The organism is Microbacterium sp. CGR1 (assembly GCF_051062835.1).
Classification (GTDB): Bacteria; Actinomycetota; Actinomycetes; order Actinomycetales; family Microbacteriaceae; genus Microbacterium.
Map to the genome: position 1 here is coordinate 2,464,722 of NZ_JAOTPG010000001.1, position 20,537 is coordinate 2,485,258.

The 20,537-nt window shown below is 68.8% G+C and carries 25 protein-coding genes; 17 read left to right on the plus strand and 8 right to left on the minus strand.

What is annotated here, in order from left to right; genetic code table 11:
• Positions 1 to 66: 66 nt before the first annotated feature.
• Entirely contained in the window at positions 67 to 984 is a 918-nt protein-coding gene (locus OD997_RS12190; protein ID WP_434331808.1) for a DUF808 domain-containing protein, read from the plus strand.
• A gap of 34 nt (positions 985 to 1,018) precedes the next feature.
• Here OD997_RS12190 and OD997_RS12195 read toward each other — a convergent pair whose 3' ends face one another.
• Positions 1,019 to 2,368: a DUF222 domain-containing protein gene (locus OD997_RS12195; RefSeq protein WP_434331809.1), complete on the minus strand. Its 1,350-nt coding sequence runs from the start codon at positions 2,366 to 2,368 to the stop codon at positions 1,019 to 1,021.
• 65 nt (positions 2,369 to 2,433) lie between these two features.
• Positions 2,434 to 3,189 carry an SDR family oxidoreductase gene (locus OD997_RS12200; protein WP_434331810.1) on the minus strand — a complete coding sequence of 252 codons (756 nt, stop codon included), beginning with the start codon at positions 3,187 to 3,189 and terminating at the stop codon, positions 2,434 to 2,436.
• Positions 3,190 to 3,362: 173 nt separating this feature from the next.
• Here OD997_RS12200 and sigJ point away from each other — a divergent pair, with 173 nt between their 5' ends.
• Positions 3,363 to 4,271, plus strand: coding sequence for an RNA polymerase sigma factor SigJ (gene sigJ / locus OD997_RS12205; protein WP_434331811.1), 909 nt, complete (start codon positions 3,363 to 3,365; stop codon positions 4,269 to 4,271).
• Between the two features lie 21 nt (positions 4,272 to 4,292).
• On the opposite strand, the gene OD997_RS12210 is transcribed toward sigJ, so the two are convergent.
• Positions 4,293 to 5,216 carry a serine hydrolase domain-containing protein gene (locus OD997_RS12210; RefSeq protein WP_434331812.1) on the minus strand — a complete coding sequence of 308 codons (924 nt, stop codon included), beginning with the start codon at positions 5,214 to 5,216 and terminating at the stop codon, positions 4,293 to 4,295.
• An 82-nt stretch (positions 5,217 to 5,298) separates the two neighbouring features.
• On the opposite strand from OD997_RS12210, the gene OD997_RS12215 reads away from it, so the two are divergent.
• The 3 genes from OD997_RS12215 to OD997_RS12225 all read left to right on the plus strand — a co-directional run bounded on the left by OD997_RS12215 (position 5,299) and on the right by OD997_RS12225 (position 8,018).
• Entirely contained in the window at positions 5,299 to 5,826 is a 528-nt protein-coding gene (locus OD997_RS12215) for a GNAT family N-acetyltransferase (RefSeq protein WP_434331813.1), read from the plus strand.
• Complete coding sequence (pnuC, locus tag OD997_RS12220) at positions 5,823 to 6,554, plus strand: nicotinamide riboside transporter PnuC (RefSeq protein WP_434331814.1); 732 nt, start codon at positions 5,823 to 5,825, stop codon at positions 6,552 to 6,554. Before OD997_RS12215 ends, pnuC begins: the two co-directional genes overlap by 4 nt.
• A gap of 78 nt (positions 6,555 to 6,632) precedes the next feature.
• Positions 6,633 to 8,018 (plus strand): LLM class flavin-dependent oxidoreductase, encoded by a 1,386-nt coding sequence (locus tag OD997_RS12225; RefSeq protein WP_434331815.1) that lies wholly within the window; start codon positions 6,633 to 6,635, stop codon positions 8,016 to 8,018.
• Between the two features lie 16 nt (positions 8,019 to 8,034).
• On the opposite strand, the gene OD997_RS12230 is transcribed toward OD997_RS12225, so the two are convergent.
• Positions 8,035 to 8,214, minus strand: a complete 180-nt coding sequence (locus OD997_RS12230) for a hypothetical protein (protein WP_201470617.1) — start codon at positions 8,212 to 8,214, stop codon at positions 8,035 to 8,037.
• Between the two features lie 181 nt (positions 8,215 to 8,395).
• Between OD997_RS12230 and OD997_RS12235 the strand changes: the two genes are divergently transcribed.
• Together OD997_RS12235 and OD997_RS12240 are read left to right on the plus strand one after the other, a co-directional pair.
• Positions 8,396 to 9,436 carry an iron-containing redox enzyme family protein gene (locus OD997_RS12235; RefSeq protein WP_434331816.1) on the plus strand — a complete coding sequence of 347 codons (1,041 nt, stop codon included), beginning with the start codon at positions 8,396 to 8,398 and terminating at the stop codon, positions 9,434 to 9,436.
• Positions 9,433 to 9,639, plus strand: coding sequence for a CDGSH iron-sulfur domain-containing protein (locus OD997_RS12240; protein ID WP_434331817.1), 207 nt, complete (start codon positions 9,433 to 9,435; stop codon positions 9,637 to 9,639). Before OD997_RS12235 ends, OD997_RS12240 begins: the two co-directional genes overlap by 4 nt.
• 29 nt (positions 9,640 to 9,668) lie before the next feature.
• Here the strand turns inward: OD997_RS12240 and OD997_RS12245 are convergent, their stop codons facing one another.
• Positions 9,669 to 10,205: a hypothetical protein gene (locus OD997_RS12245; protein ID WP_434331818.1), complete on the minus strand. Its 537-nt coding sequence runs from the start codon at positions 10,203 to 10,205 to the stop codon at positions 9,669 to 9,671.
• A gap of 123 nt (positions 10,206 to 10,328) precedes the next feature.
• Here OD997_RS12245 and OD997_RS12250 point away from each other — a divergent pair, with 123 nt between their 5' ends.
• The 5 genes from OD997_RS12250 (at position 10,329) to OD997_RS12270 (ending at position 14,909) form a co-directional block, all read left to right on the plus strand.
• On the plus strand, positions 10,329 to 11,006 hold the full coding sequence (locus tag OD997_RS12250; protein WP_056311091.1) for a response regulator transcription factor: 678 nt from the start codon (positions 10,329 to 10,331) through the stop codon (positions 11,004 to 11,006).
• Positions 10,999 to 12,330, plus strand: coding sequence for a sensor histidine kinase (locus OD997_RS12255; protein ID WP_434331819.1), 1,332 nt, complete (start codon positions 10,999 to 11,001; stop codon positions 12,328 to 12,330). Before OD997_RS12250 ends, OD997_RS12255 begins: the two co-directional genes overlap by 8 nt.
• Before the next feature lie 43 nt (positions 12,331 to 12,373).
• Positions 12,374 to 13,666, plus strand: coding sequence for a glutaminase (locus OD997_RS12260; protein ID WP_434331820.1), 1,293 nt, complete (start codon positions 12,374 to 12,376; stop codon positions 13,664 to 13,666).
• Positions 13,667 to 13,757: 91 nt separating this feature from the next.
• Complete coding sequence (locus OD997_RS12265) at positions 13,758 to 14,603, plus strand: hypothetical protein (protein WP_434331821.1); 846 nt, start codon at positions 13,758 to 13,760, stop codon at positions 14,601 to 14,603.
• A 78-nt stretch (positions 14,604 to 14,681) separates the two neighbouring features.
• Entirely contained in the window at positions 14,682 to 14,909 is a 228-nt protein-coding gene (locus tag OD997_RS12270) for an RNA-binding S4 domain-containing protein (RefSeq protein ID WP_056311088.1), read from the plus strand.
• A gap of 12 nt (positions 14,910 to 14,921) precedes the next feature.
• On the opposite strand, the gene OD997_RS12275 is transcribed toward OD997_RS12270, so the two are convergent.
• Positions 14,922 to 15,482 (minus strand): dihydrofolate reductase family protein, encoded by a 561-nt coding sequence (locus OD997_RS12275; protein ID WP_434331822.1) that lies wholly within the window; start codon positions 15,480 to 15,482, stop codon positions 14,922 to 14,924.
• A 145-nt stretch (positions 15,483 to 15,627) separates the two neighbouring features.
• On the opposite strand from OD997_RS12275, the gene OD997_RS12280 reads away from it, so the two are divergent.
• Complete coding sequence (locus tag OD997_RS12280) at positions 15,628 to 16,524, plus strand: SDR family oxidoreductase (RefSeq protein ID WP_434331823.1); 897 nt, start codon at positions 15,628 to 15,630, stop codon at positions 16,522 to 16,524.
• A 114-nt stretch (positions 16,525 to 16,638) separates the two neighbouring features.
• Positions 16,639 to 17,424, plus strand: a complete 786-nt coding sequence (locus OD997_RS12285) for a DNA/RNA non-specific endonuclease (protein WP_434331824.1) — start codon at positions 16,639 to 16,641, stop codon at positions 17,422 to 17,424.
• Here the strand turns inward: OD997_RS12285 and OD997_RS12290 are convergent.
• Together OD997_RS12290 and OD997_RS12295 are read right to left on the minus strand one after the other, a co-directional pair.
• Positions 17,421 to 17,831 carry a hypothetical protein gene (locus OD997_RS12290; RefSeq protein WP_434331825.1) on the minus strand — a complete coding sequence of 137 codons (411 nt, stop codon included), beginning with the start codon at positions 17,829 to 17,831 and terminating at the stop codon, positions 17,421 to 17,423. The two genes, OD997_RS12285 and OD997_RS12290, sit on opposite strands and share 4 nt — an antisense overlap.
• Positions 17,828 to 18,724, minus strand: coding sequence for an RNA polymerase sigma-70 factor (locus OD997_RS12295; RefSeq protein WP_434332379.1), 897 nt, complete (start codon positions 18,722 to 18,724; stop codon positions 17,828 to 17,830). The genes OD997_RS12290 and OD997_RS12295 overlap by 4 nt, the downstream gene beginning before the upstream one ends.
• A gap of 208 nt (positions 18,725 to 18,932) precedes the next feature.
• Between OD997_RS12295 and OD997_RS12300 the strand changes: the two genes are divergently transcribed.
• The 3 genes from OD997_RS12300 to OD997_RS12310 all read left to right on the plus strand — a co-directional run bounded on the left by OD997_RS12300 (position 18,933) and on the right by OD997_RS12310 (position 20,534).
• Entirely contained in the window at positions 18,933 to 19,289 is a 357-nt protein-coding gene (locus tag OD997_RS12300; RefSeq protein WP_434331826.1) for an SDR family oxidoreductase, read from the plus strand.
• Positions 19,290 to 19,318: 29 nt separating this feature from the next.
• On the plus strand, positions 19,319 to 19,693 hold the full coding sequence (locus tag OD997_RS12305; protein WP_434331827.1) for a hypothetical protein: 375 nt from the start codon (positions 19,319 to 19,321) through the stop codon (positions 19,691 to 19,693).
• Between the two features lie 85 nt (positions 19,694 to 19,778).
• Entirely contained in the window at positions 19,779 to 20,534 is a 756-nt protein-coding gene (locus OD997_RS12310) for an SDR family oxidoreductase (protein ID WP_434331828.1), read from the plus strand.
• Positions 20,535 to 20,537 lie beyond the last annotated feature (3 nt).

A 20,537-nucleotide genomic window follows, 5' to 3' on the forward strand; every position in this document is an offset into this window, starting at 1 on the left:
AGCGGGCTGTGAGTTTCGCGGAAGTGGATAGAGTTGCTCAGCCACACACACCACAGGGAGACGCACATGTCTGTTGGACTGCTCGCCGTCGTCGATGACATTCTCAGCGCGGCGATGAAGGCATCTGCCAAGGCTGCGGGCGTCGTGATCGATGACGCCGCCGTGACCCCTCAGTATGTGCAGGGGATCACTCCCGCTCGCGAACTGCCGGTGGTCGCGAAGATCGCCGTCGGATCTCTCGCGAACAAGTTCGTGATCATCATCCCGATCGCGCTGCTGTTGACGGCGTTCGCCCCGTGGGTGCTTCCGTACCTCCTCATCCTCGGTGGTGCGTACCTGTGCTTCGAGGGTGCCGAGAAGGTGCTCGAGTGGTTCGGTGTGCAGCACGGCCACGCCGACGAGAGCGATCGGAACGAGAACAAGCTCGTCTGGGGTGCGGTGCGCACCGACCTGATCCTCTCGACCGAGATCATGCTGATCTCGCTCGCCAACCTCGAGGCCGGCCTCGACATCTGGACCACCCTCGCGATCCTCGCGGTTATCGCCCTGATCATGACCGGCGTCGTCTACGGCGCGGTCGCGCTGCTCGTGAAGATCGACGACATCGGCCTGAAGATGGCGAAGAACCCGTCGAAGCGCGTGCGTCACACCGGAACGCGGATCGTGCGCTCGATGCCCGGCGTGTTCCGCTTCATCAGCATTCTGGGCACCGTCGCGATGCTGTGGGTCGGTGGCCACCTGCTTCTCGTCAACCTCGGTGAGGTCGGCGTGCACTTCGGAGCAGACATCCTGCACGGCATCGAGCACTTCCTCGAGCCGGCCGGTGGAGTCATCGTCTGGATCGGCGACACCCTGATCTCGGCCATCGCCGGACTGATCGCCGGACTGATCATCGTCGGGGTCATCCTGGGCATCGGACGCCTGATCGGCAAGAAGCCGAGCTTCCACGAGGGCGAGGAATCGCCCGCCGACGTGCACGTCTGACGCCGACTCTGACGCCGACGCCACAGAAGCGCCCTCAGGCTGCGATGTCATAGCGGGCCCTCCCCCCGAGGCGAGGAGTCCTCGCCGCATCGACGTGCGGCGGCGGGATGAGCCACACTCGCGCGGCGACACCGACGCCTTCGATGCGGATCTCCCACCCGTTGTCGTGTATGCGGTGGTGACACGACTCGCACAACAGCACTCCGTTGTTCAGATCGGTCGGCCCCGTGTCGCGCTGCCACCATCTCAGGTGATGCGCCTTGGTCATCTGAGGCGGAAGACTGCACATCGCGCACCCGCCATCCCTCTCGACGAGAGCCAGGCGCTGCGCCCGTGTGAACAGTCGCTTCTCGCGGCCCCAGTCGAGGATCTCGCCCTCAGACCCGAGCACGACCGGGATGATCCCGCCGCCCGCGGCCATCCTGCGACAGGTCGTGATGCTCACGGGACGGTCACTGCCATCGATCGCCGCGGTGCCCAGCCCTGCGGTGAGGTCGTCGAGGTTCACGCGCACCACCACGGTCGCACCGGTGGCGGGCATTCCTCCGTTGTCGCACGCGATCGCGTGCTCGCAGATGGCGGCGAGCGCGTCAGCCTGGATCATCGCCACCGTGCGACGATCGGCGTCGGGCGCACCCGGGTCGGGCGCGGTGATCCGCGCCTGGAAGGTCGCCGTCACGTACGCCTGGATCGCCGCCTTGATGGGCGCGCCAGACGCGATGTCGGTCTGCAGGTTCAGGTGCAGGGAGCCGTCACGCTCGAACATGGTCAGCGACCGGCGATCGCGCGCCTCTCGCTCCTTCGGAGCCACGCCGTCGGGGTCGAGCCAGGCCTCGGCGCGCGCGACGAGCGTGCGCACATCGTCGAGCGTCATCCCGGCGGCGCGCTCGACGAGCAGCCGCTCGGCCTCTTCGACCCGGGCCGACCCGACCTTGAGGCGCACGCGTTCGAGCAGCGCGACGATGATCGCGGCAGCGGCCACGGAGATCTCCCCTGCGGCGAGCGCTGTCGCCAGCGCGGGATACTTCGCCGGCAGCGCCTCGCCCAACAGGTTCGTGCGCGGTGCTGCCGCCTGCCCGACCGTGATGAGGCGCTTCGCATCGCCCGGCGACCCGCCGGTCGTCGCGGCGATCATCGCCGCCGCGCTCCGGTATCCCTGCTGTTTCGCGAGCCCGTCGGGTCCGAGCTCCGGTCGGGATTCGTGAGCGATCGCCGCGGCGAGTTCGGCGTGCAGTCCGTCGAGACAGCGTTGCACCTCACCTACCGCACGATGCGCCCCGATCAGTTCGACCCGCGACAGATCGACGCCCCTCTCCGCATCCGCCCAGGCATCGCCGAGGCGCTCGATGGCCTCGAGCAGCGGCGCCAGGCGGGGATTCGACATAGCTACAGTTTAGAAGATATGTTCGAATCTCGGTCGGTATGCCGACATGAGATCGAAGGCGCGCCTCACTCCTCACGCACATGGTCCTCACTGCCCAGCCACTCGTCGAACGTGGCCACACCCTGCAACGCATCCGGCCCGCCACGCAACGATCCCGATGCCAGCCCCTTGCCGTACGCGCCGGGCAGACGCACACCCAGCACCCGCCGCCGCTCCCCGTCGAACGCCAGCTGCCTTCGCGCCACATCCAGGAGAACCTCATCGCGCGGCCCGACGAGATCGCGCGCACGCCCGACAGCCGCCCCCGAGGCGACCCGCACCAGGTGCTCCCCGACTTCGCGCGCCGCCACAGGCCGCATCAACAGCTTCGGCATCACGGCGAGCGGACCCGACATGCGCGCGAGCAGTTGCCCCGCGAACTCGTGGAACTGCGCCGCCCGAGCGATCGTGAACGGCACCGACCCGGCAGCCACCGCCCGCTCCTGCGCCAGCTTGCCCGCGTAGTACGAGGAGTCGATCCCGTCGATCCCCACGATCGACAGCGCGACATGATGCCCGACGCCCGCCCTCGCCTCTGCGTCGAGCAGATTGCGGGTCGCCGTCTCGAAGAACACGACCGCCTTCACCCTCGACAGTGTGGTCGTGTTCGTGACGTCGATGACGGCATCCGCCCCCTGCAGCGCGTCGACGAGGCCGACACCGGTCGCCACGTCGGCACCCTTCGCACGCGAGAGCACGACGACATCGTGCCCCGCAGCCCGCGCGGCCTCGACAGCGTGCCGACCGACCACACCCGTTCCTCCTGCGACTGCGATCCTCATCCGACTTCCTCTCCGTTCGAGCTCACGGGCCCGCACAGGGGTGCGTCCGCCGCATCCCTCTGCAAGAGATGACGGGACGGAATCCGAGAATGTGAGGCCTCACACTTCGCGACCTCGCATCGTCATATCCTGCGAAGGCGCCCGCGCACGCGCAACACCCCGAAGGAGACAGCATGGACGACGAGCTCGACGACGTCTTCCGCGAACGGCGACGCCTTCTCGCTCTCGGCTATCGGATGACGGGAACGCTGGCGGATGCCGAGGATGTCGTGCAGGAGACGTACCTGCGCTGGTACCGCCTCACCGAGACCGAGCGCGAGGCGATAGCGAATCCGGCGGGCTGGCTGACGACCGTCGCAGGACGCGTCGCCCTCGACCTTCTCGGCTCGGCCCGGCGCCGGCGCGAGCAGTACGTCGGGCCGTGGCTGCCGGAGCCTGTTCCGGCCGAGCTGTTCGCCGGAGCGATCGGGTCGCGCACGGCATCGAGGTCGGAGGATCCCCTCGACCGCATCACCCTCGACGACGACGTCTCCACCGCGCTGCTCGTCGTGCTCGAGGCGATGACACCCGCCGAGCGCGTCGCCTTCGTGCTGCATGACGTCTTCGCCGTGCCGTTCGACGAGATCGCCGAGGCCGTGGGCCGCTCCTCCACCGCGGTGCGCCAGCTCGCGGCATCCGCTCGTCGACACGTCCGCGAGAACAGGGTCGCCGCAGTTCCACGGGCCGAACACGACCGCGTCGTGCGGGCCTTCCAGGAGGCGGCGAACTCGGGTGAGATCGCCCCACTGCTGCGCTATCTGGCCCCCGACGTCGAACTGCGCAGCGATGGCGGCGGCGTGGTCAGCGCCGCCCGCAACGTCGTGAGCGGCGCCGACAATGTCGCGCGCTTCCTGCTGGGCATCGCCGCCAAGCGCCCCACCATGGTGATGGAGCAGCAGCAGTTCGGCGATGGCCTCGGCTTCGTGTTCCGGGAAGACGGCGAGGTGGTCTCGGTCATGAACGTGCACGTCGACTCCGGCGCGATCACGCAGATGTGGATCGTTCTCAACCCCGCCAAGCTGTCGTACTGGCTGCGCGGCTGAACCCACGAGAAGACATTCGCGTCACGGCCTCGCGCGGGCGTCCACCGAGACGGATCCCGCGACGACGGATCCATCGGCGACGGCGTCAGCCGCGATCTCGACGAGCCGCTGATCGCTCTTCTCCTCGTGCGCCGTGATCGTGACGACCGCATCCGCAGCGTCGTCGATGAAGACGTACTGCCCGTATCGCCCGTCGAGCCGCCAGCCCTCGCGCGGCCCGCGCCACGCGGCGAGTCCGTACGAGGAGTAGAGGCCCCGTGCCCCCGAGGCGACCCAGTCGGAGTGCATCCGGTCGACCCACCGCCCGCTCACGATGCGTTCATCCCCGAAGCGCCCCCGATCCCGCAGGACGCGGCCGATCCGAGCCAGCTCCTCCGTGCGCAGTTCGAGCCCGCTTCCGCCCACGATCCATCCGAGCGGACATCTCGACCATTGCGGGTTGTGGATGTCGAGCGGCTGGAAGAGCCGGGGCATCAACCAGTCCCGCACATCGCCGACGACTGCGCCGAGCATCCTCATGGCGACGTAGGTGCTGGCATCCGAGTACTGGAAGTGCTCGCCAGGACCTCGGCTCGGACGAGCGAGCATCTCGTGGGCGAGGTCGGGCCAGGGCACCTCCTGGTCACCGAACCACTCGAAGTCGATTCCGCTCGTCATCGAGAGGAGATGCTCCAGCGTCACCGCTTCGCCGCCTGCACCGGGTGCGGGCACGTTCAGCACGTCACAGGCTCGGCTGTCGAGCGCCAGGATGCCCTCATCGACGGCGATCCCGGCGGCGAGCGCGCTCACACCTTTCGACACCGAGTACAGGTTCACCCGATCATCGCTGCGCCAGCGATGCTGGGCCGACTCGTGACCGATGCGAACATGAAGCCCGTAGGCACCCAGCTGCTCGTCGTCGATCGCACGGACGATGCGGTCGCGGACCGTTTCAGCGAGAGACATGTCGCCAGTCTCCCGCATCCCCCGCCCCGGCATCCTGCTACCGTCGTCCAGTGCGCACCCGAGCGCAGATGCAGGAGACCCGATGAGCGATCACCAGATCAGGGATGCCGAGACCGCCGATCTCGAGGCCATCACGGCCATCCACAACGATGCGGTGCTGAACACCACCGCGATCTGGAACGAAGAGGCGGTCACGGTCGAGGACCGCACCGCCTGGCTCGCGGAGCGCACCGCTCGCGGCTACCCGGTGCTCGTCGCCGTCGACGCATCCGGCGTGCTCGGATACGCGACGTTCGGCGACTGGCGCCCGCACAGCGGCTACCGCCACACGGTCGAGCACTCGGTGTACGTGCGCGACGGTCAGCGCGGTCGCGGCATCGGCAAGGCGCTGATGATCGAGCTCATCCACCGCGCCCGCACGCTCGGCAAGCACGTCATGGTCGCCGCGATCGAGAGCAGCAACACGGGCTCGATCATCATGCACAAGCGCCTCGACTTCATGCAGGTCGGGCGGATGCCGCAGGTCGGCGCCAAGTTCGACCGCTGGCTCGACCTCACGTTCCTGCAGCTGGTGCTCGACGAGCGCCCCTTCCCCGACGAGATCCGATGAACGCCCTGCTCTGGCTCGCCGACGCCTTCAACTCGCAGTGGGTGCTTCCGGGCGGCCAGGTGCTGCTGATCCGCGAGGTGGTCGGCAACATCTTCGGCCTCGCCAGCGCGCTCGGCGGCATGCAGCGCAAGATCTGGGCGTGGCCGGTCGGCATCGTCGGCAACCTGCTGCTGCTCACCGTGTTCCTCGGGTCGATCCTCAACCCCGACCATGAGCTGCCGCACCTGCTCGGCCAGGCCGGTCGTCAGGTGATGTTCATCATCGTCGCGATCTACGGGTGGGTGCGCTGGCGCCAGGCGGCCTCGAACGGCGGACGAGTGACCCCTCGGTGGGCTCCGAACAGCGCCCGCATCGGCCTGGTGCTCGTGATGGTGATCGGCACGATCGCCCTCACTCCCCTCTTCCGCGCACTCGGATCGTGGGAGCCCGTCTGGGCCGACGCGTGGACCTTCGTCGGATCCCTGCTCGCCACCTACGGCATGGCCAAGGGGTGGACGGAGTTCTGGCTCATCTGGATCGCGGTCGACGTCGTCGGCGTGCCGCTGCTGTTCAGCTCGGGCTTCTACGCCACCGGCCTGATGTACGTGTTCTACGGCGTCTTCACCGCGGTCGGCTTCGTGGTCTGGTGCCGCGCGCAGGCGAATGCGAAACCCCAGGTCGAGACGATCATGCCCGACCCTCGCCCGATCACCTCCACGGTGAAGACCGTCGACCGCGACCGGGACTGAAGGCGGACCCGTCGCGAATGTGTCGGCACGTGTCGCCGACACTGGCCGGGCGGTCGATCGACGGGTTTGCTTGACGGCATGAGCCGTCAGATCCGCTTCAACGCCTTCGACATGAACTGCGTCGCCCACCAGTCGTCAGGTCTGTGGCGGCATCCGGACGACCGCTCGCGTCAGTACAACACGATCTCGTACTGGACCGACCTCGCGAAGCTGCTCGAGAGCGCGACCTTCGACGGCATCTTCATCGCCGACGTGCTCGGCACCTACGACGTCTACGGCGGCACGAACGAGGCGGCTATCCGCAACGGCGCGCAGGTTCCGGTGAACGACCCGATCCTGCTCGTGAGCGCCATGGCCGCGGTCACCGAGCACCTCGGATTCGGCATCACCGCCGGCACGGCCTTCGAGCACCCGTATCCCTTCGCGCGTCGACTCAGCACCCTCGACCACCTGACCAACGGCCGCGTCGGCTGGAACGTCGTGACCGGCTACCTGCCCAGCGCCGCCCGCAACATGGGCCAGGAGGACCAGCTCGCTCACGACGACCGCTACGACCATGCCGACGAGTACGTCGAGGTGCTCTACAAGCTCTGGGAGGGGTCGTGGGAAGACGACGCGGTCGTCGAGGACCGTGAGCGCGGCATCTTCACCGATCCGTCGAAGGTGCACGCGATCGGCCACGAGGGAAAGCACTTCAGCGTTCCCGGCATCCACATCTCCGAGCCGTCGCCGCAGCGCACCCCCGTGATCTACCAGGCGGGGGCCAGCCCCCGCGGCGTGCGCTTCGCGTCGGAGAATGCGGAGGCGATCTTCGTCGCCGCTCCCTCGAAAGAGGTGCTCGCCGGCACCGTCAAGCGCATCCGCGACGCGCTCGAAGACGCCGGGCGCGACCGCTACGACGCCCGCATCTACACGCTGCTCACCGTGATCACGGGGGCGACGAGCGAGGATGCCGCGGCGAAGCACGCCGAGTACCTCTCATACGCGAGCCCCGAAGGCGCGCTGACCTTCATGTCCGGCTGGATGGGTGTCGACCTCTCGCAGTACGCCGAGGACGAGCCCGTGGGCAACGTCGAGTCGAACGCGATCCAGTCGGTGCTGCAGCACCTCAAGGAGGAGGCCGACCTCGGACGCGAGTGGACAGTCGGCGACTTCGGCCGCCACAACGCGATCGGAGGCCTCGGCCCCACCATCGTGGGCTCGGGAGTCGAGATCGCCGACGAACTGCAGTCGTGGGTCGAGGAGACCGATATCGACGGGTTCAACCTCGCCTATGCGGTCACCCCCGGCACGTGGCAGGACGTGATCGAGCACGTCATCCCGGTGCTCCGCGAACGCGGCGTCTACCCGAACGAGTACACGCCGGGCACGCTGCGCAACAAGCTGCAGGGCAAGGGCGATCGCGTGCAGGACACGCATCGCGCAGCCCGCTACCGGATCGGCGCGAAGGCTCCGGTCGCCTGACCGGCGCTCCCGGGCGCTACTCGGCCTTCGAGCTGAAGAGTCCTCGCAGCACCAGGAACACCACGACCGCGACGACGAGCACGATCGCGAGCTTGGCGATGAACCACAGGATCGAGAACAGCGCGCTCACGATCCACCAGGCGATCACCACGGCGAGGACGACGCCGACGATGGTCCAGAGCGAGTTCTTGTTCATGGTTCCAGCCTAGGCGGGGGTGCGGACGTCACCGCACGTCTGAGCTGAGCGCTGAGCGCTGAGCTCAGCGCTGAACGGCACGGGGCGGATGCTGAGGCATCCGAGCGTCGCCGTCAAGACCCTTCACGGGTGGGCGGAACCGGGGCGAGACTGCGAGCATCCGATCTTTGGGAGCTTCTTCATGTCCGCGCCAGCAGTCACTCCGTCCGCCCTCCACGGCATCACCGCGCGCGGTCCGCTCAGCGATGCCGTCATCCGCCGACTGACCGGAGGCGACGGCGGCGATCTCGGCGCCCGCGCCGAGTACGCGCTCGCGGCGAGCGCCGACGTCGTGCGCGACGACGACATTCAGCTCGCCCTCTTCGTGCTCTACGCGTCGTCGTACGGCTCGCTGCCCGACCTCGACCCGACCCTCGAATGGGACACCGCAGTGATCGCGACGAGGGGGCTGCTCGAGCGGGCGTTCGAGCAGGCGCTGCGAGCGTCGGTGCCGATGCCCGAGCTCCCCGAGCCGACCGTGGATGCAGTGGGGCGCGCCCTGTTCGCCCTCGCCGAAGCCGACACCGGCCCGAGCCTGTCGCGCTACGTCGCGAAGAAGGCGACGGACGAGCAGATGCACGAGTTCTTCATGCAGCGCTCGATCTACACGCTGCGTGAGGCCGATCCGCACTCCTGGGCCATCCCCCGTCTCAGCGGCAGGGCGAAGGCGGCGCTCGTCGAGATCCAATCCGACGAGTACGGCGCAGGGCGACCCGACCGGGTGCACGCGACGATCTTCGCTCGGGCGATGCGCGGCGCCGGCCTCGACGACACTTACGGCGGCTACGTCGACGACGTTCCGGCGATCACCCTCGCCTCGCTCAACTCGATGTCGATGTTCGGCCTCAACCGCCGCCTCGTCGGCGCCATCGTCGGCCATCTCGCGGCGTTCGAGATGACGTCGTCGATCCCCAATCGCCTGTACGCCGACGGCCTGCGGCGCCTCGGGTTCACCGCAGACGTCACCGATTACTTCGACGAGCACGTCGAGGCGGATGCCGTGCACGAGCAGATCGCGGCGCGCGACCTCGCGGGCGGGCTGGCCGAGGATCACCCCGAGCTGCTGCCTGACATCATGTTCGGAGCATCCGCCTGCCTCACCGTCGACGGATGGGCGGCGGGGCACATGCTCGACTCCTGGATGCGCGGCGAATCGTCGCTGCGACCGAGGGCGGATCGATGAGCGCGCGCGAGGATGCCGTAACCATCACCGCCTACCCCGACGGTCCGCTGCTCGTACGCGGCGCCGCCGTGTTCGAGTCACCCGACGGCGAGCCGATCGAGGTCACACGCCGCACGGTGGCGCTCTGCCGCTGCGGGCTCTCGACCATCAAGCCGTTCTGCGACGGCACGCACAAGGCCGCGGGATTCCGGACCGATGCCTGAGCGGGGCAGGCGCTGCCGGTCGGTCGCGGTCAGTGGCCCACGGCCGGCAGGCAGCCGCCATCCATGATGACGCCGCCGATATCGACCGTGAGCACGTCGGCAGAGACCTCTCCGAAGATGCACCCGCCCTGTGGCGCGGCTGCTCCGAACGCCACCGCTCGTTCGTCGCCGAGCGTCTGGATGTCGGTGAGGCCAGCAGACGCGATCGCATCCTCCACTGCCGTGACAGACAGGTCTCCTGAGGTGCGCAACGTCTCGAGCGCCGTGCGGACGTCGTTCGCCGGCTTCTCGGCCGCCGCACGGCTGTCATCCGAAAGATCCACCCGGTCGCGATAGCGCTCGTTCTGAGCCATCGCATTGTCGGGGTCGTACGGCGCGCAGTCCGGCGGCAGATCGACGCCCTCGACCTGCGGGCAGGCTGCGGTCGGGGTGGGAGTCGGCGATTCCGACAGTGGTGCTCCGAGCGGTGCGGGGCCCGCCGACGCGCACCCCACGAGCAGCGCAGTCGCAGCGATGACGAGAAGCAGCCGTGCACCTCTCGACCTGTCCCCCCGGATTCCGGTCATAGCCTCATGCAACCACAGGGATGCACGCGAGCCAACCCTCTCCCGCGTGCCCGCAACCGCGCTCCTCGCGCGCCACGACCTCGCTTCAGCGCGGATTCAGCGTGCGCCCGCCACACTGGAGGAATGCGGATCCTGGTGGTTGACGACGAGGTGCGGTTGGCCGACGCGGTCCGCCGGGGACTCGAGGCCGAGGGCTTCGCGGTCGACGTCGCGAACAACGGCGTCGACGGGCTGTGGCGTGCGCGTGAGACCCGATACGACGCGATCGTGCTCGACCTCATGATGCCCGGCATGAGCGGCTGGAAGGTGTGCGAGGCGCTGCGTGCCGAAGAGAACTGGACGCCCGTGCTCATGCTCACCGCCAAGGACGGCGAGTGGGATCAGGTCGAGGCCCTCGAGACGGGCGCCGACGACTATGTGACGAAGCCCTTCTCGTTCGCGATCCTCGTCGCCCGCATCCGTGCGCTGGTGCGTCGTGGTGCCGTCGCCCGCCCCGCTGTCCTCGAGGCCGGAGACCTGAAGCTCGACCCTTCGTCGCACCACGTCTGGCGCGGCGAGACGCCCGTCACCCTGACCGCCCGCGAGTTCGCCGTGCTCGAGTACCTGATGCGCCACCGCGGCCAGGTGCTGTCGAAGCGCGCGCTGATCGAGGGCGTCTGGGACGACGACTTCGACGGAGACCCGAACATCGTCGAGGTCTACGTCGGGCACCTGCGCCGCAAGCTCGACAAGCCCTTCGGACGCGAGGCGATCGAGACGATCCGCGGTGCCGGCTACCGATTGGCGGCCGACGGTGGCTAGCCGCCCGTGGAAGTCGGTGCGTGCGCGGACGACCCTCGGCGCGACGCTCGTGGTGGCCGCCGCGTTGCTGATCGGGGCGGTCTCGTTCTACGGCATCCTGAGCTCCAGCATCCATGCCAGCGCCGAGCGCGCCGCCGAACAGCGGCTCGACGAGCTGACCGAGCGCCTGGACGGACCAGGTGGCGGTCCGGGCGGGGGCCGCGGCATCGACACCCTCGACGACGAACTCGTGCAGATCATCGGGGCGGACGGCTCGATCCGCTCGGCAAGCGAGGACGCCCGCGACGATCTGGGATCGAGTGCGCTCCCGATCGCCGACCATGCGCTCACGGTGACGATCGACGGCACGCCGATGCTCGTCGTCTCGGACGACCTCGAGAACGACGAGACCCTGGTCCTGGCCGTGCCCATAGAAGACGACGACGAGACGCTGTCGACCGTCGTCGTGCTGCTCGCGGTCGCCGTCCCCCTCCTCCTCGTTCTCGTCGCGGTCACGACGTGGCTCGTCGTGGGTCGAGCTCTCAGGCCGGTCACGCGCATCCGCCAAGAGGTCGACGGCATCACCGCCGAGCACCTGCACAATCGGGTCGAGGTCCCCGGGTCGGCTGACGAGATCGCGGCACTCGCGACCACCATGAACCGGATGCTCGATCGCCTCGACGCCTCGGCGACAGCCCAGCGCCGCTTCGTCTCGGACGCGTCGCACGAGCTGCGCTCGCCCCTCGCGACGATCCGCCAGCATGCCGAGCTCGCGCAGGCGCATCCGGCCACGACCAGCATCGGAGAACTCGCCGAGGTCGTCTCGGACGAGGGCCTGCGTCTGCAGGGCATCGTGGAGTCCCTGCTGCTGCTCGCTCGGCTCGACGAGGGCGGCGGCACGCATGACGAGGCCGTCGACCTCGATGATCTCGCCCTGGGCGAGGTGCGGAGGCTGCGCTCGCGCGGCATCGAGGTCGACAGCTCCGGCATCAGCGCGGCCCGCGTCGAGGGCGATCCGCGGCTTCTCGGCCAGCTGCTGCGCAACCTCGCCGACAACGCCGCGCGGCACAGCGCCGGGCACGTGGCCATCAGCGTCATCCCGCAGGATGCTCACGTGTTCGTGACCGTCGAGGATGACGGCGCGGGCGTTCCCCCAGACGAGCGCGAGCGGATCTTCGAGCGCTTCGTGAGGCTCGACGAAGCACGCAGCAGGGATGCCGGAGGCAGCGGCCTCGGCCTGGCCATCGTCCACGGCATCGCGACGGCCAGCGGCGGCACCGTGTCCGTCGATGCCTCCCGATGGGGCGGCGCCCGGTTCGTCGTCACACTCCCCCTGTCGGCCTGAGCACACCTGGCGGCCGGGAGCCGCCGGAGCATCGCGTGGGAGCATGGTCGATATGCAGACCCCCATGATCGACTACCTCCACCTGCTGCTCGAGTCGTGCGGGGCGGACGCGGGTGAGGTGGCGTCGTACATCCCCGAGCTCGCGCACGCCGACCCCGACCGGCTCGCGATCGCGGTGGCGACGCTCGACGGGGAGGTCTACGTCGCGGGGGATGCCGAGGTGGAGTTCACGATCCAGTCGATCTCGAAGCCGTTCACGTATGCGCTCGCGATCGCCGACCAAGGCCTCGACGGCGTGCTCGAGCGGATCGACGTCGAGCCCTCGGGAGACGCGTTCAACGAGATCTCCCTCGAGCCCGAGACCGGTCGCCCGCGGAATCCGATGATCAACGCGGGTGCGATCGCCGCCCACGCGCTCGTGCAGGGGGCCGATGCGGATGCCCGCACCGAGCGCATCCTCGACCTCTACAGCCGTCTCGCGGGTCGCCGGCTCTCCATCGCTGAGGACGTCTTCGCCTCCGAGCTGTCATCGGCCGACCGCAACATGGCGCTCGCCTACATGCTGCGCACGGTCGGCACGCTCGACGCGGACCCGGCGGATGTGGTGCGCGGCTACACGCGGCAGTGCTCTGTGTCTGTCACGGTGCGCGACCTCGCCCGCATGGGGTCGGTGCTCGCCGCCGGGGGCCGCACGTCGGGCGGCGAACAGGTGATCGACCCCGCCATCAACCGGCAGGTGCTGAGCGTCATGACCACCTGCGGCATGTACGACTCGGCGGGCGACTGGCTGACCTCGGTGGGTATCCCCGCGAAGAGCGGCGTCGCAGGCGGCCTGATGGGGGTGCTGCCGGGGCAGGTCGGCATCGCCGTGTTCTCGCCGCGACTCGACCCGCACGGCAACAGCACCCGTGGCGTGCGCATGTTCGAGCGCATGAACCACGATCTCGGCCTGCACCTGATGACCTCGACGGACGTGGCCCGCTCCGTGTCGCGCCGGGTCGAGCACGACGGCGCGACCGTGCATGAGATCGCCGGCGACCTGCACTTCATGGAGGCTGAGCGCGTGCTGCGGGGGTTCGCGGAAGAGCCCGAAGGCGACGACCCCGTGATCGTCGACCTCGACCGGGTTCAGCGCGCCAACGACATCGCCAAGCGGATGCTGCTCGAAGGCGTCCGGCGCCTGCATCTCGACGGTCACGACGTCCGCATCGTCGACCCCTGGAGTGTTCTCGGCAGTGCGGAGACCGGAACGGGAGAGCTCGTGCACGGCGAGCAGGCGCACGGCGGCTACGTTCCCGCATCCTTCCCCGACGTCGCCAGCGCGATCCGCGGCTGAGTCCGTTCTCCGCGGATCTCGGATCCCGTTCCTGAAGATCGCTTCAGGAGGCTTCAGGGTGGCTTCAGCACCGGCGCGAGAGCATCGAGACATGAACGACAAGAACCCGACCCCCGACCAGACGCCCGAGAACCTCCCGTCGAACCCGACCCCGCCGGCGCCGCCCGCACCGCCTGCCCCTCAGGCGGCTCCCGCCCACGACGCCGAGACCGTGCCCGTCGCGCCGCTCGCCGCGGACTCAACGGCCGCTCCGGCATCCGCTCCGGCCGCCCCCGCCAAGCCCGGACGCAAGCGCGCTCTCCTGATCGGCGGCGGGATCGCCGCAGCCGTCGTCCTCGTCGGAGGCGGCGTGGCCCTGGGTGCGGCCGTCGGCGACGAGTTCGGTGACGACGACGACCGTCCGTCGATCTCCGACGGCCCGCGCGGAGACTCGGATGATCGCGGAGGCCAGCCCGGTGACGACCGTGGCGGCGACCGCGACGACCAGCAGGGCGCACCGCAGGGCGGAGGCCCCGTCACCGGCATCGGCACCGATTCGGCCGACGAGCTCGTCGCGATCGCGGACGCCGCTCGTGGAGCAGCCGAGGGTGACGTCACCTCCATCGACGCGAAGCGCGACGGCACGTGGGAGGTCCAGCTGACCGCCGCGAACGGCAGCGAGACCGAGGTCCGCGTGGACGCCGACCTCGCGACGACCGTCGTCTCGACCGAACAGGACGACGACGACTCCGCTCCGACCCACACGCTCGACGAGGCGGCCATCCGCGCTCTGGTCGACGCAGCGCTGGCAGAGGCCGACGGGATGATCACCGACCTCGACGCCGACAACGACAGCGTGAGCCCCTACGACGCTTCGGTGCTCACGAGCGACAACCGCTCGATCGACATCGACTTCAGTGCGGACTACGCCGTCGTCGGCACCGACATCGACGACTGAGCGTCCGCGTCGTTCTTCGAGCCGCCGGCCCCTCGGGGTCGGCGGCTCGACGCGTCTGCGGCGGCTACCATTTCAGTCATGACGAATTCCGGCCGCATCGACGACGTCTCCATCGGCGGAGAGATGATCCGCCTCGGCCAGTTCCTGAAGTTCTCAGGGCTTCTCGACTCCGGCGGCAACGCCAAGGAGGTCGTGATCGACGGATTCGTGCGGGTGAACGACGAGGTCGATCGCCGTCGTGGGCGTCAGTTGCACGACGGCGACCTCGTCACCTTCGAGGGCCGAACGGTGCGCGTCCGCCCCTGAGACCGCTACCGTTCACGGTCTTTTCGTCGCATAGCGCAAGAACATCACGCCGCTGCTGAACCGGCGATCCTCGAGCAGTTCGAGATCGACGTGCACCCCCTCGGGGAAGAACGGCCTGCCTCCTCCGACGATCCCTGGACCGATGAACAGTCCGAACTCGTCGACCAGTCCGGCACGGATCGCCGTCTCCGCCAGGGTCGGGCCGTCGACCGTCAGATCACCCTCGGACTCGGCCTTCCATCGTTCGACCGCCGCGGGATCGAAAGAGCGCTCGAGACGCGTGCGCTCACTGGAGACCTCCGCCAGGGTCGTCGAGAACACCACCTTGTCGGCCGCCTGCCACACGCGCGCGTAGTCGATCCCCACCTGCGGTTGATCGGGTTCGAGATGCGCGGTCTCCCAATAGACCATCGTCTCGTACATGCGCCGCCCGTAGAGGTAGGTGCCCACGTCGGCGAACTGCCTGTTGATGAAGTCGTGCAGCTCCTCGTCGAGCGCCCAGTCGAACCCGCCGTCGGGCCCGCTGACGTACCCGTCGAGCGACGTGATCATGGAGTAGATGAGTCGGCCCATGCGGCGAGGCTACTCCCGGCGCTCGAGCGGGTCGACCCCTCCCCGCCCCTAGCGACCAGGGCCTCGAGGCGCAAGGCGCTGGTCGAGATCGCGACGTCGGCGCACGCTGGAGCCATACCCCCACCCGCGACCGAGAGGAACCCTTATGTCTCGTGACCAGTACACCTTCGTGAATCCCGCAGAGCTCTACTCCGACATCGAGCCCCAGAAGCAGCACATGCCAGAACCCGGGCTCGATGCGGATCTGGCGCCGAAGGCCGACCTCGGCGAGGACAGCTACCGCGGCACCGGCCGCCTGACCGGTCGCAAGGCCCTCATCACGGGCGGCGACTCCGGCATCGGAGCGGCCACCGCGATCGCGTTCGCACGCGAGGGTGCGGATGTCGCGCTCTCATACCTTCCGGAGGAGGAAGAGGATGCGGCGCGCATCGCCGGCATCCTGCGCGATGCCGGCGCGACCGTCGCCACGATCCCCGGCGATCTGCGGGATCCCGAGTACTGCCGCACGCTCGTCGCCGAGGCGGTCGGAGCGCTGGGCGGCCTCGACATCCTCGTCAACAACGGCGGCAAGCAGGTCTACCAGGAGTCGCTCACCGACATCACAGACGAGCAGTTCGACGACACGTTCAAGACCAACGTGTACGCGATGTTCTGGATCACGAAGGCGGCGCTCCCGCACCTTCCGGCTGGTTCCGCGATCATCAACACCACGTCGATCCAGGCGTACTCGCCGTCGGACATCCTCGTCGACTACGCCTCGACCAAGGCGACCATCAACGCGTTCACGAAGGGGCTCGCGCAGCAGCTCGCACCGAAGGGCATCCGTGTGAACGCCGTGGCGCCGGGTCCGATCTGGACGCCTCTGCAGCCCAGCGACGGACAGCCGCAGGAGAAGCTCGACGAGTTCGGCGAGAACACCCCGCTCGGGCGCATGGGTCAGCCTGCGGAGCTCGCGCCCGCCTACGTGTTCCTCGCCTCCGCGGAGTCGAGCTACGTCGCCGGCGAGACGCTCAACGTCAACGGCGGCATGCCGACCCCGTGAGTCGATGAATGCCGACGCCCCTTCCCGAGACGATCGGGAAGGGGCGTCGCTGCGCGCGACAACCCCCTCGTCGATGCCGGCCCCGATGTCGGCGACGCAAGGCAATATGTCGGTATGACAGACGGATACGACCTCGATTTCCTTCCGACGCGCATCCCCCTGCCTCAGCCGGCGCAGGATGCGACCGAGCTGACGTACCCGCGCTTCACGGTGCTGCTCGACACCTCCCGCCGGCTGGCGGTCGTGACGGGTGTGAACATCGACGGTGCGCTGCTGCGCGAGCTGCCGCGCACCGGCGAGTGGCGTCTCGACCCCCGGGTCGACGCCGACCGGCAGACCGGTCCCGAGGTCTACGCACGCAACGATCTCGACCGCGGCCACCTCGTGCGGCGGCGCGACCCCGGCTGGGGCGATGCCTCCGAGGCACGCGCGGCGACCGAAGCCACGTTCTTCTATCCGAATGCGGCTCCCCAGGCGGCCGGGTTCAACCAGTCGAAAGAGCTCTGGTTGGGTCTTGAAGACCACGTGATCGAGTATGCCGAGACCACCGATCAGCGCCTCTCGGTCTTCACCGCACCCGTGCTCGCGGACGACGATCCTGCGTATCGCGGCATCCGCATCCCCCTCCGATTCTGGAAGGTGGCCGCGTGGCAGGGGCCCGACGGCCTGGCATCCGCCGGTTTCGTCCTCGATCAGACCGACCTCGTGAAGATCAGCCGCGGCCTCGTCGCCGCGCCGCCACTGGGGGCCTTCCGCACGTTCCAGGTTCCGGTCGCCGAGGTCTCGCGGATCTCCGGCGTCGACCTCGGAGGGCTGTCCGATGCCGACGTGCTTCGTCGAGGCAGCATCCGATCGACCGAGTGGATCCCCCTCACCGCGTCCGACGACATCGCCCTCTAGCCGTCGGATCCCCGGTTCCAGTGCCTCAGCTTGTCGGGATTGCAGACGACCCAGACGTTCGACAGCAGCCTCGAACGGCTCTCTGCGGTGATCGCTGCGACGACCGCACCGTCTCGCAGGAGCACGAGCCCCTGAACACCGTTGATCGACGCCAGGGTCGCCGAAGTCTCTGCCGTCAGCAGGGCCACCAGACGGGCGGATGCTGCAGCACGCCCCTCGACGGGGGTCGAGGACTCCGGCATCAGACCGCCGCTGTCGACGACCAGAACGACGTCGAACCGGAGCATCGCGCGGATGCCGGGCCGGTCGCCGGCCGTCAACGCGATCGCCAGGTCGTGCATGATCGTCCCGTCTGCGGCTCCACGACGTCGCCGGCGCACCCACGCCGGGTACTGCCTGCGTGTCATGCGCCGACCGCGGTGACGTGTCCGAGCTTCTGCGGGTTCATCACCCAGAGCAGCTGCTCGATGCCGTCGCCGGACGTCGTGACGGTCACCATCGTCGTGACCTCGCCGTCCTCGGTGAGCGTCGCCGCCGGTTGACCGTTGACCGAGACCCAGTCGATGGTCTTGCCCGCCCAGAAGTGATGCGCGAACGCCGCGACGAACTTCGCCACCCGCCCCCGTCCGATCACCGGGATCCTCGCGGCGAGCTTCACCCCGTTGCCGTCGGTGTAACTGACCACGTCGTCGGCGAACAGCTTCTCGAGCTCCTGCGCGTCGCCCTTCTGGGCCGCGGTGAGGAACGCCTCGAGCAGCCGGCGCTGGTGCGAGGGTTCGACCTCGGTCTGCGTGGCCGAGGTCAGATGAGCGCGGGCGCGGCTGACCAGCTGCCGCGCACTGACCACACTCGACGAGACGACCTCGGCGATGCGTGGATACGGATAGTCGAAGGCCTCGCGCAGGATGTACGCCGCACGCTCGGTGGGCGTGAGCTTCTCGAGGGTCAGAAGGATCGCGAACTGCAGCGCCTCCGCACGCTCGGCGCCGAGGGCGGGGTCGTCGTCGGTGTTCACCGGTTCGGGCAGCCACGGGCCGATGTAGGTCTCCCGCTTCGCGCGGGCGGACTGCAGCACATTGATCGAGAGCCGGGTGGTGACGGTCGACAGGAAGGCGGCAGGCTCCTTCACCTGCATCCGGTCGGTGTTCTGCCAGCGGATCCATGTCTCCTGCACGATGTCCTCCGCGTCGGCCACCGTGCCGAGCATCCGGTAGGCGATGCCGAACAGCCGCCGCCGCTGCGCGGCGAAGATCTGCACCGCAGTGTCGAGGTCGCCGTCCCGCCCGCCGTCTTCCGTCATCGCCGTCACGTGTTCACTCTCCACTGCCTGCCGCATCACCGCATCCCCTCCGAGCACGACGGTGCGACTTCGGCATCCGTCATCAGTGATGACCGAAGGGACGACGCATCTGTGACGAACGACGCGCATCCCGTCACATCCGACGCACCTCACCGGTCAGAACAGGTAGGCGCGGGCCCCGCGTCATCCCATCGATCACAGGAGCGACATGAGAATCACGGTCATCGGCGGAACCGGACTGATCGGCACCAGGGTCGTGCGCAGCCTGCGCGATTCAGGGCACGACATCGTCGTCGCATCGCGCGCCACCGGGGTGAACTCCTTCACCGGAGAAGGACTGGACGACGCCCTCTCGAGGGCGGCCGTCGTCGTCGACGTGTCGAACTCGTCGTACACCGACGAGGCCGCGGCCCAGGAGTTCTTCTACACCTCCACCATGAACCTGCTCAGCTACGGCGAAGCGGCGGGCGTCGCCCATCACGTGGCGCTCTCCGTGGTCGGCACCGATCGCCTCGCGCGGGCCCAAGGGGGTATTTCATCGCCAAGGAGCAGCAGGAGCGCCTGATCGCGGCATCCGGTCGTCCATACTCCCTCGTGCACGCGACGCAGTTCTTCGAGTTCATCCGCAACATCACCGATCACGCCCTGCGGGAAGGTGCCGCGCACGTCGCCGATGTGCTGGTGCAGCCCATGGCTGCCGACGACGTCGCGACCGCCGTGGCGCAGGCGGCACTCGCCGAGCCCCGCTTCGGGATGATCGAGTTCGGCGGGCCCGAGGTGTTCAGCCTCGCGGAGCTCGCAGCCCTCGACCTGCGGGCGCGTCAGGACGAGCGCGAAGTGGTCGCGGATGCTCTCGGCACCTACTTCGGCGCGCACCTCGCCGCGCGCGACCTGCTCCCCGAGGCCACGGCGACGATCGCGCCGACGAAGTACCACGACTGGCGCGTGCGGACACCCGCCGTCGTCTGAGACGCCGCCGCGTCACACCCGCGGCCGCTGCGCGGTCATACCTGACAGACGCCACCCCGGTGTCACCTCTACGAAAGGCTTGGACATGGCAAAGATCGTCGTCATCGGAGGCACCGGCCTCATCGGCTCGAAGGTCGTCACGAAGCTGACCGAGCACGGCCACGACGCCGTCGCCGCGTCACCGAACACCGGCGTCAACTCCCTGACCGGCGAAGGGCTGGCTGACGTGCTGGTCGGCGCGGATGTCGTCGTGGACGTCTCGAACTCGCCGTCGTTCGCTCCGGAGGACGTGCTCGAGTTCTTCACGACGTCGACGCGCAATCTGCTCGCCGCCGAGGCCACGGCCGGCGTGAGGCACCACGTCGCCCTCACGATCGTCGGCACGAACCGCCCGCAGAACATCGCATACTTCGCTGCGAAGGTCGCTCAGGAGAAGCTCATCCGCGACTCCGGTATCGCCTACTCCCTCGTGCACGCCACGCAGTTCTTCGAGTTCGTCGGCAGCATCGCCGACATCTCGACCGAGGGCGACACCGTGACGCTGCCGGGAGCACTCATCCAGCCGATCGCCGCAGAGGACGTCGCCACCGCCGTGGCCCGCGCCGCGGCCGGTGAGCCGACCGGCGACATCGAGATCGCGGGCCCTGAAGCCTTCGGCATGGACGAGTTCGCACGCCGGGCGCTCACGTTCCGCGGCGATGCCCGCACGGTGGTCCGCGATGACAGCGCCCCGTACTACGGAGCGCAGATCGAGGAGCGCACCCTCATCCCGGTCGAGGGCGCCCACATCTTCGAGACGACGCTGGAGGAGTGGCTGCCGCTGAACCCGCCGCGCATGTAGTCG

Bases quoted from the DNA above. Each gene is read 5' to 3' on its own strand.
- OD997_RS12230 (WP_201470617.1), bottom strand. From the start codon at position 8,214: ATGAACAAGAACTCGCTCTGGACCATCGTCGGCGTCGTCCTCGCCGTG.
- OD997_RS12195 (WP_434331809.1), bottom strand. From the start codon at position 2,368: ATGTCGAATCCCCGCCTGGCGCCGCTGCTCGAGGCCATCGAGCGCCTC.
- OD997_RS12295 (WP_434332379.1), bottom strand. From the start codon at position 18,724: ATGACGGAAGACGGCGGGCGGGACGGCGACCTCGACACTGCGGTGCAG.
- sigJ (WP_434331811.1), top strand. From the start codon at position 3,363: ATGGACGACGAGCTCGACGACGTCTTCCGCGAACGGCGACGCCTTCTC.
- pnuC (WP_434331814.1), top strand. From the start codon at position 5,823: ATGAACGCCCTGCTCTGGCTCGCCGACGCCTTCAACTCGCAGTGGGTG.
- OD997_RS12250 (WP_056311091.1), top strand. From the start codon at position 10,329: ATGCGGATCCTGGTGGTTGACGACGAGGTGCGGTTGGCCGACGCGGTC.
- OD997_RS12215 (WP_434331813.1), top strand. From the start codon at position 5,299: ATGAGCGATCACCAGATCAGGGATGCCGAGACCGCCGATCTCGAGGCC.
- OD997_RS12265 (WP_434331821.1), top strand. From the start codon at position 13,758: ATGAACGACAAGAACCCGACCCCCGACCAGACGCCCGAGAACCTCCCG.
- OD997_RS12240 (WP_434331817.1), top strand. From the start codon at position 9,433: ATGAGCGCGCGCGAGGATGCCGTAACCATCACCGCCTACCCCGACGGT.
- OD997_RS12235 (WP_434331816.1), top strand. From the start codon at position 8,396: ATGTCCGCGCCAGCAGTCACTCCGTCCGCCCTCCACGGCATCACCGCG.
- OD997_RS12300 (WP_434331826.1), top strand. From the start codon at position 18,933: ATGAGAATCACGGTCATCGGCGGAACCGGACTGATCGGCACCAGGGTC.
- OD997_RS12200 (WP_434331810.1), bottom strand. From the start codon at position 3,189: ATGAGGATCGCAGTCGCAGGAGGAACGGGTGTGGTCGGTCGGCACGCT.
- OD997_RS12210 (WP_434331812.1), bottom strand. From the start codon at position 5,216: ATGTCTCTCGCTGAAACGGTCCGCGACCGCATCGTCCGTGCGATCGAC.
- OD997_RS12280 (WP_434331823.1), top strand. From the start codon at position 15,628: ATGTCTCGTGACCAGTACACCTTCGTGAATCCCGCAGAGCTCTACTCC.
- OD997_RS12190 (WP_434331808.1), top strand. From the start codon at position 67: ATGTCTGTTGGACTGCTCGCCGTCGTCGATGACATTCTCAGCGCGGCG.
- OD997_RS12225 (WP_434331815.1), top strand. From the start codon at position 6,633: ATGAGCCGTCAGATCCGCTTCAACGCCTTCGACATGAACTGCGTCGCC.
- OD997_RS12275 (WP_434331822.1), bottom strand. From the start codon at position 15,482: ATGGGCCGACTCATCTACTCCATGATCACGTCGCTCGACGGGTACGTC.
- OD997_RS12270 (WP_056311088.1), top strand. From the start codon at position 14,682: ATGACGAATTCCGGCCGCATCGACGACGTCTCCATCGGCGGAGAGATG.
- OD997_RS12285 (WP_434331824.1), top strand. From the start codon at position 16,639: ATGACAGACGGATACGACCTCGATTTCCTTCCGACGCGCATCCCCCTG.
- OD997_RS12260 (WP_434331820.1), top strand. From the start codon at position 12,374: ATGGTCGATATGCAGACCCCCATGATCGACTACCTCCACCTGCTGCTC.
- OD997_RS12290 (WP_434331825.1), bottom strand. From the start codon at position 17,831: ATGACACGCAGGCAGTACCCGGCGTGGGTGCGCCGGCGACGTCGTGGA.
- OD997_RS12310 (WP_434331828.1), top strand. From the start codon at position 19,779: ATGGCAAAGATCGTCGTCATCGGAGGCACCGGCCTCATCGGCTCGAAG.
- OD997_RS12245 (WP_434331818.1), bottom strand. From the start codon at position 10,205: ATGACCGGAATCCGGGGGGACAGGTCGAGAGGTGCACGGCTGCTTCTC.